Annotated in this window: 6 protein-coding genes; 5 read left to right on the top strand and 1 reads right to left on the bottom strand. The window is 63.8% G+C overall.

The features are described 5' to 3' along the window. The first annotated feature begins 173 nt into the window (after nt 1-173). Both OU11_RS07325 and OU11_RS07320 read left to right on the top strand, forming a co-directional pair. Nucleotides 174-923 carry an alpha/beta hydrolase family protein gene (locus tag OU11_RS07325; RefSeq protein WP_033515700.1) on the top strand — a complete coding sequence of 250 codons (750 nt, stop codon included), beginning with the start codon at nt 174-176 and terminating at the stop codon, nt 921-923. A gap of 192 nt (nt 924-1,115) precedes the next feature. Then, nucleotides 1,116-1,919: a sulfite exporter TauE/SafE family protein gene (locus tag OU11_RS07320; protein WP_033515698.1), complete on the top strand. Its 804-nt coding sequence runs from the start codon at nt 1,116-1,118 to the stop codon at nt 1,917-1,919. A gap of 101 nt (nt 1,920-2,020) precedes the next feature. On the opposite strand, the gene OU11_RS07315 is transcribed toward OU11_RS07320, so the two are convergent. Continuing rightward, nucleotides 2,021-3,061 carry a LacI family DNA-binding transcriptional regulator gene (locus tag OU11_RS07315; RefSeq protein ID WP_033515696.1) on the bottom strand — a complete coding sequence of 347 codons (1,041 nt, stop codon included), beginning with the start codon at nt 3,059-3,061 and terminating at the stop codon, nt 2,021-2,023. Nucleotides 3,062-3,427: 366 nt separating this feature from the next. On the opposite strand from OU11_RS07315, the gene OU11_RS07310 reads away from it, so the two are divergent. The 3 genes from OU11_RS07310 to OU11_RS07300 all read left to right on the top strand — a co-directional run bounded on the left by OU11_RS07310 (nt 3,428) and on the right by OU11_RS07300 (nt 7,050). Next, entirely contained in the window at nt 3,428-5,254 is a 1,827-nt protein-coding gene (locus tag OU11_RS07310; RefSeq protein ID WP_033515694.1) for a glycoside hydrolase family 13 protein, read from the top strand. 108 nt (nt 5,255-5,362) lie between these two features. After that, nucleotides 5,363-6,217: a carbohydrate ABC transporter permease gene (locus tag OU11_RS07305; protein ID WP_033515692.1), complete on the top strand. Its 855-nt coding sequence runs from the start codon at nt 5,363-5,365 to the stop codon at nt 6,215-6,217. Then, on the top strand, nt 6,214-7,050 hold the full coding sequence (locus tag OU11_RS07300) for a carbohydrate ABC transporter permease (RefSeq protein WP_033508883.1): 837 nt from the start codon (nt 6,214-6,216) through the stop codon (nt 7,048-7,050). The genes OU11_RS07305 and OU11_RS07300 overlap by 4 nt, the downstream gene beginning before the upstream one ends. The last annotated feature ends 15 nt before the right edge of the window (nt 7,051-7,065 follow it).

The following is a 7,065-nucleotide window of genomic DNA, read 5'->3' as shown; positions in this document are numbered from 1 at the left end:
TGTGTGACAGAAATTCCCGCAGGGAATTTCACAAGTCATTGCGCGCGAGGCGGCGTAAAGAAAGCCCTGCGGGCTTTCGGGCCGCCGGAGCCAGCCTAATATGACATGAGTGGGGCCGCCAGCCGCAAGACTGGCGGCCCCACTCGTATTTGGCATCATCGAAAGGGCCTTCTATGGAATTGTCCATCACCCGCGACGGGCTGCGCCTGCACGCCCTGCTCGAACGCCCCAGCCATAACCGGCCGTGCCCCATCGTGATCATGTGCCACGGGTTCGGCGGCAGCATGGACGCCTATCCAGGCAGCCTGTACCAGCGGATCGCCAAGCGGCTCGTAGCCCGCGGTATGGCCGTGCTCCGCTTCGACTTCAACGGTCATGGGCGTAGTGACGGCAAATTCTCCCACATGGACGTGCTCAACGAGATCGAAGACCTCATCGCCGTGCTTCGGTACGTGCACTCCCGCACCGACGTGACCGCCATCCGTCTGCTCGGCCACTCCCAGGGCGGCGTGGTGGCCGGCATGGTCGCGGGCCTCTACCACGACGTCATCGACCGGCTGGCGCTTCTGGCGCCCGCGGCCACGCTCAAGGACGATGCGCTCGCCGGCACCTGCATGGGGCGGCGGTACGACCCCGACCACATCCCCGACGTCGTCAAGGTGCCCGGTGCCGGCGAAGTCGGCGGCCACTACTTCCGCATCGCCCAGGTGTTGCCGATCTATGAGACGACGGCCCGATTCACCGGGCCTGCGTTGGCCATCCACGGGCTTGCCGATGACATCGTGGATTCCAAGGCTTCGCGCCGCTATGGCGAGATGATGCCCAACTGCGCGGTCAGCCTGTATCCGCGGCTGGACCACGGCATCAACGGCGCGGATGGCGACAAGGCGGTTGATGAGGTCATTGACTTCTTAAGTGTCTGAATAGGGGTTCGCACTACCTCAAGGATTAATTTCAGACCCCTTGGAAAAAGCACCCTGTGATTTTCAACGTCGAGGTAGTGCGAACCTACTTTTCCGTGCCGTGCGGTCAGTGCCGCCATAATCCGGAGGAATAGCGGTCGAATCGAAGGCACGGCGGTACACTGGCAGTCGATTGCAAGGAACGAGGGGCTCATGAGGAATATCAACGTGCGGGTTACGGTGACGTTATTGGTCGTCGGTGTGGTTTCCGGCTTGTTGTCCGGATTGTTCGGCATCGGCGGCGGCACGGTGATCGTGCCCGCGCTGGTGCTGGTCGGTCTGACGCAGCGGCAGGCCGCGGCCACATCGCTGGCGGCCATTGTGCCCACATCGATCTCCGGCGTGATCTCCTATGCGACCGCCGGCGATGTGGATTGGATCGCCGCGTTGCTGCTGGCCTGCGGTATGGTGGCGGGTTCGCAGATCGGCAGCTGGCTGCTGTCGCGTCTGCCCGAGGTGTTCCTGCGTTGGTTCTATGCGGTGTTCCTGGTGTTCGTGATCGTCTCGCAGCTCGTGTTCACGCCGTTGCGTGATTCGACTATTCATCTGCATGTGGTGACGGGCATCCTGCTGGTGGCGTTGGGCGTGGTGATCGGCGTCCTGTCCGGTCTGCTGGGCATTGGCGGCGGGGCCGTGGCCGTGCCTTCGCTGTCGCTGTTGTTCGGGGCTTCCGACCTGATTGCTCGTGGTACGTCGTTGTTGGCGATGTTCCCGAGCGCGATCGCTGGTACGGTGGCGAATTGGAGGCGTGGCCTGGTATATCTCAGGCATGGTCTGATCATCGGTGTGGCAGCTGCCGTGACGGCGCCGTTGGGCACAATGCTCGCCGGCATGATTACGCCGCGCATGGGCGCGAACCTGTTCGTGGCGTATCTGGCCGTGCTGTTCGTGCGCAGCGTATGGTCGGCGTTGAAGGTGACACCCGGGGTCAATATCCCGAAGTTGCATGATAGGTGAACCTGGGCAGGATTGCGGAGAACGCCATGCTGCCGGAATCATATGATGGCACTGATGGCATCTGACGGCGAAGGGGCTGATGGCCGGATGTTGTGTGGCAATCAGCCGCGGTCCGTCGGCACACCGGTGGTGCCGCGCAGCACGGGCGTGGTCGGCACGATGATATGCGGCTCGGCCACGGGCTTGCCCTGCAGCAGGTCCAGGGCGAGGCGTGACGCCTCGCGCCCCAGCATCACCGGATCCTGATGGATGGTGGTCATGTCCTGAATCTGGGCGAGCTGATTGTCGTCGAAGCCGATGAGCGACATCTGTTCGGGCACGCGCACGTGCTGCCGGCGCAGCTCGTTGAGGATGTGCGCGGCCATCTCGTCGGTCTGCACACAGACGCCGGTTGGCCGCTGCGGGGCGGCCAGCAGCGCGGCCACGTTGCGCCGGGCGATCTCGGGCGTCGGCCGGAACTGGTTGGCCTCCTCCGGCGGCGAGATGTAGAGGTTCCCCTCGTCGTATCCGAGTTCCAGCGCGGTTTTGTGGAATCCTTCGCCGCGCAGATCGGTGCTGTAGTCCAGGTCGGGCGGGATGAGGTTGCCGATGTAGGCCAGCCGCTCGTGCCCCAGCGAGTGCAGGAGCTGGACGGCTTGGCGCATGCCTTCGAGGTCGTCGATGCGCACGGAGGCGTTCAGGCCGTCGATATCCGGGTTGTTGATGCCGACCAGCGGCATGTCCAGCGAGGCGAGCGCGGCGCGGAATGCGGCGTCGAGCGTGAACGAGGTGACGATGATGGCATCGACGTCGCGGTTACTGGGCAGCGTCTCGATGAGTTGGGAGAGTTCGGCGCGGTTGGTGACGAACGAGGGGACGATGTCGTACCCCTCGGGGGAGAGGATCTCGATGGCTCCCTGCAGGACCGACGAGTTGAACCAGTTGTTGAGTCCGCCGGAGACGAGCAGCAGGATACGATGCGTTTTGCCGGAGGCGAGCGATGACGCGCTCTTCGAGAGGGTGAACCGCAGTTCGGCCGCCGCGGCCTCCACGCGTTCCCTGGTGGCGGGCGCCACGTTGGTCAGCCCGCGCAGGGCTCGGGAGACGGTGGCCTCGGAGACCCCCGCGAGCTTGGCGACGTCCTGGATGGTGGAGCGTGCCATCGGTGTACCTCCTTGCTGCGGTAGTGATTGTCCCTTCCATGATATCGGTGGGGCGCTGAGAAATGTCAGCGTTTACATATTATACGACAAAACCCGGTATTCGTGTGGTTGGTGGCCGGGTTTGACATGATGCGACACGCCGTTTGACTCTGCTTGTATGCAAGCGCTATCATCGAAGTCACCACAATTCGCCATCCGGTTTCAAGGCTGAAAATGGCGGATTGTCGAAGACAAAGCTGATAACTCAAGACATCGGTCGTTATGGATATGTCGAGATTTGCATAGTGATGTGCATGTGCCTTGCAAAGAATGCAAGCGCTCTCACATAACAGGCGACACCGCAGAAACAGGAAAGGAGAGGCAGCGATGGCCAACGTGACCGACACCGTGCGGGCGACCGGCGAGACGCGCCCCGACCGGTCCGAGCTGGACTGGTGGCAGCAGGCCGTGGTCTACCAGATCTACCCGCGTTCGTTCAAGGATTCCACCGGCTCCGGCCTGGGTGACCTGAACGGCGTGACCGAGAAGATCGACTACCTGGCCGAACTCGGCGTGGACGCGATCTGGCTCAGCCCCTTCTACCCCAGCCAGCTGGCCGACGGCGGCTATGACGTGGACGACTACCGCAACGTGGACCCGCGTCTGGGCACGATGGACGACTTCGACCGACTTGCCGAAGCCGCGCACGCCCACGGCATCAAGATCGTCGTGGACATCGTCCCCAACCACTCCTCGAATCTGCACGAATGGTTCCAGGCCGCGCTCAAGGCTGGCCCCGGCTCGCCCGAACGCGACCGTTACATCTTCCGCGACGGTCGCGGCGAGCACGGCGAACTGCCGCCCACCAACTGGACCGCCAGCTTCGGCGGCCCCGCCTGGACGCGCGTGGAGGACGGCCAGTGGTACCTGCACCTGTTCACGGTCGAACAGCCCGACTGGAACTGGAACAATCCGGACGTGCGCGAAGATTTCCTCAAGACCATCCGCTTCTGGTCCGACCACGGTGCCGACGGCTTCCGTGTGGATGTGGCGCACGGCCTGGCCAAGGATCTCGACCGCGGCGATCTGGACGACTACCCCATCCAGGCCCCGTTCCTGCCTGACGACGGCAGCTATCCGATCTACGATCGCGACGAGGTCCACGAGATCTACCGCGAATGGCGCCAGGTCTTCAACGAATATGACCCGCCGCGCTTCGCCGTGGCCGAGGCCTGGGTCAACCCCAAGCGGCAGTACCTGTATGCCAGCCCGGACGAACTCGGCCAGGTGTTCAACTTCGAGTACGCCAAGAAGAACTGGATCCGTGACGAGATCCACGAGGCCATCGAAGAGGGGCTGGCGGCCGCCGAGGCGTCCGGCTCCACCGCCACATGGGTGATGAGCAACCATGACATCCCGCGTCATGCCAGCCGCTACGGCCTGCCGCAGGTGCCGGCCCGCGTGCACCACCAGATCGCCATCGATTGGCTGCTGCGCGACGGTGCCTCCTACCGTGAGGACCGCGAGCTGGGCACCAAGCGTGCGCGTGCCGCCATCCTGCTGGAACTCGGTCTGCCCGGTTCCGCCTACATCTACCAGGGCGAGGAACTGGGTCTGTTCGAGGCCGCCGACATCCCGTGGGACCAGCTTGAGGACCCGACCGCGTTCCACACCGTCCGCGCCGGCGCGCAGAAGGGACGCGACGGTTGCCGTGTGCCGCTGCCGTGGGTCGCCGACGACTGCCGGGACACCGGCGACGGCAATTACGAGCACACCGGTTCGTTTGGGTTCTCGCCCGCCGTCAAATCGGCGGGAGCCGGCGTGGACGCCGGCGAGGCGGGTCAGTCCGCCGAGGCGCCGCACCTGCCGCAGCCGCGTTGGTACGCGCAGTACGCGGTCGACGCGGAGGAGAACGACCCGCACTCGATGCTCAACCTGTACCGCGCCGCCCTGCGGCTGCGCCATCGCGTCATGCCGAACGACACGGAACTGGTCTGGCTGGAACAGGACGCCGCATCCGACGCGCCGGATGGCGCCGACGGCAACCGCGGCGGCATCATCGCCTACCGCCGTTCCAACGGCTGGGCGGTACTGACGAATTTCGGGGCGGAGCCGGTGGCCCTGCCCGAAGGAGAGGTGCTGCTGGCCTCCGGCGAGCTGACCGGGGACGGTCGGCTGCCGCAGGACACCAGCGTCTGGATGATGCTCGACTGAATCGGGCATCCCGCCGGGTCCCGGGGGCACCGGGATCCGGCCGACACCATCATCCGGTCCGGGCGGCGCAGCCCGACCGGGCCTCAATGAAGAGAAAGCGAGAGAACGATGATCAGTATGGTCGGCAAGTCCATACGGCGATGGTGGGCGCTCTTCGCGCTGCCGACGTGCGCGGCGTTCGCCATCGGCTTCGTGGCGCCGTTCATCATCGGCATCTATCTGAGTTTCACCGACTTCACCACCGTGACCGACGCCGAATGGGTGGGTTTTGAGAACTACGCGGGCGTATTCAGCGACCCGGAGTTCCTGCACGCGCTATGGCTGACGGTGCTGTTCACGATCGTGACAACGATCCTGATCAACGTCGCCGCGTTCTTTGTGGCCTACATGTTCACCAAGGCCATGAAAGGCGCGAACCTGTTCCGTTCGGTGTTCTTCATGCCGAACCTCATCGGCGGCATTGTGCTGGGCTACATCTGGCAGCTGCTGCTCAACGGCGTGCTGGCCCACTGGGGGCGCTCGCTGACCTACTCGGCCACCTACGGCTTCTGGGGCATGGTCATCCTGGTGTGCTGGCAGCAGATCGGCTACATGATGGTCATCTACATCGCCGGCCTGCAGGCCCTGCCCACCGACGTCATGGAGGCCGCCGCCGTGGACGGCGCCAACTCGCGCCAGACCCTGTTCAAAGTCACCCTGCCGCTGATGATGCCCAGCATCACCGTCTGCTCGTTCCTGACCGTGACCAACGGCTTCAAGCTCTTCGACCAGAACCTGGCCCTGACCAACGGTGCACCGAGCAACATGAGCGAGATGCTGGCGCTGAACATCTACCGCACGTTCTACGGACGCATCGGCTTCGAGGGCGTCGGCCAGGCCAAGGCCGTGGTGTTCTTCATCATCGTGGCCGTGATCGCCGTCATCCAGAACAAGCTGACCACCCGCAAGGAGGTGACCGCATGAACAAGAAGATGAAGCACGGGGGTCTGTGGACCGCGATCTTCACCGTGGTCTCGCTGGCATGGATCTTCCCGATCGTGCTGGTCGTCATCAACTCGTTCAAGTCCAAGGCCTACATCAGCTCCGACACGTTCAGCATCCCCACAGGGGACATGTTCGTCGGCTTGGAGAACTACGCGCGCGGCATCGACCGTACCGATCTGATCGCCAGCTTCGGGTGGACGGTGGTCGTCACCGTCGGCTCGGTGGCGCTGATCCTGCTGTGCACCTCGATGTGCGCCTGGTGGATCGTCCGTGTGAACAACGTGTTCGCCAAGGCCATCTACCTGCTGTTCCTGTTCAACATGATCGTGCCGTTCCAGATGGTCATGTTCCCGCTGTCCAAGATCGCCGACAGCCTGGGGCTGAACACCCCGTGGGGCCTGTGGATCGTCTACCTCGGCTTCGGCGCGGGTCTGGCGGTGTTCATCTTCACCGGCGTCATCAAATCGCTGCCGGCCGAGATCGAGGAGGCCGCGATGATCGACGGCGCCTCCGTGCCGCGCACGTTCTTCACCATCGTGGTGCCGATGATGAAGCCGAGCATGGTCTCGGTCGCCATCCTGCAGACCATGTGGATCTGGAACGACTTCCTCCTGCCGTACCTGACCCTGGACATGCGCAAGTACAAGACGATGTCCATCGCCATCCAATACCTCAAGGGCGGTTACGGCTCGGTCGACATGGGCGCGATGATGGGTTGCCTCGTGCTCGCCATCATCCCGATCATCGTCTTCTACCTGTTCTGCCAGAAGTACATCATCGCCGGCGTCACCGCAGGCGCGGTGAAGGGCTGAGCGTGATTCCGGCCC

The sequence above is a fragment of the Bifidobacterium pullorum DSM 20433 genome (genome assembly GCF_000771405.1).
GTDB classification, from domain to species: domain Bacteria; phylum Actinomycetota; class Actinomycetes; order Actinomycetales; family Bifidobacteriaceae; genus Bifidobacterium; species Bifidobacterium pullorum.
The sequence above is the reverse complement of the archived record's forward strand: the minus strand, read 5'-3'. Positions and strand labels throughout refer to the sequence as shown.

Excerpts from the sequence above, each read along its gene's own strand:
- OU11_RS07315 (WP_033515696.1), bottom strand. The coding sequence starts at position 3,061 with ATGGCACGCTCCACCATCCAGGACGTCGCCAAGCTCGCGGGGGTCTCC.
- OU11_RS07310 (WP_033515694.1), top strand. The coding sequence starts at position 3,428 with ATGGCCAACGTGACCGACACCGTGCGGGCGACCGGCGAGACGCGCCCC.
- OU11_RS07320 (WP_033515698.1), top strand. The coding sequence starts at position 1,116 with ATGAGGAATATCAACGTGCGGGTTACGGTGACGTTATTGGTCGTCGGT.
- OU11_RS07305 (WP_033515692.1), top strand. The coding sequence starts at position 5,363 with ATGATCAGTATGGTCGGCAAGTCCATACGGCGATGGTGGGCGCTCTTC.
- OU11_RS07325 (WP_033515700.1), top strand. The coding sequence starts at position 174 with ATGGAATTGTCCATCACCCGCGACGGGCTGCGCCTGCACGCCCTGCTC.
- OU11_RS07300 (WP_033508883.1), top strand. The coding sequence starts at position 6,214 with ATGAACAAGAAGATGAAGCACGGGGGTCTGTGGACCGCGATCTTCACC.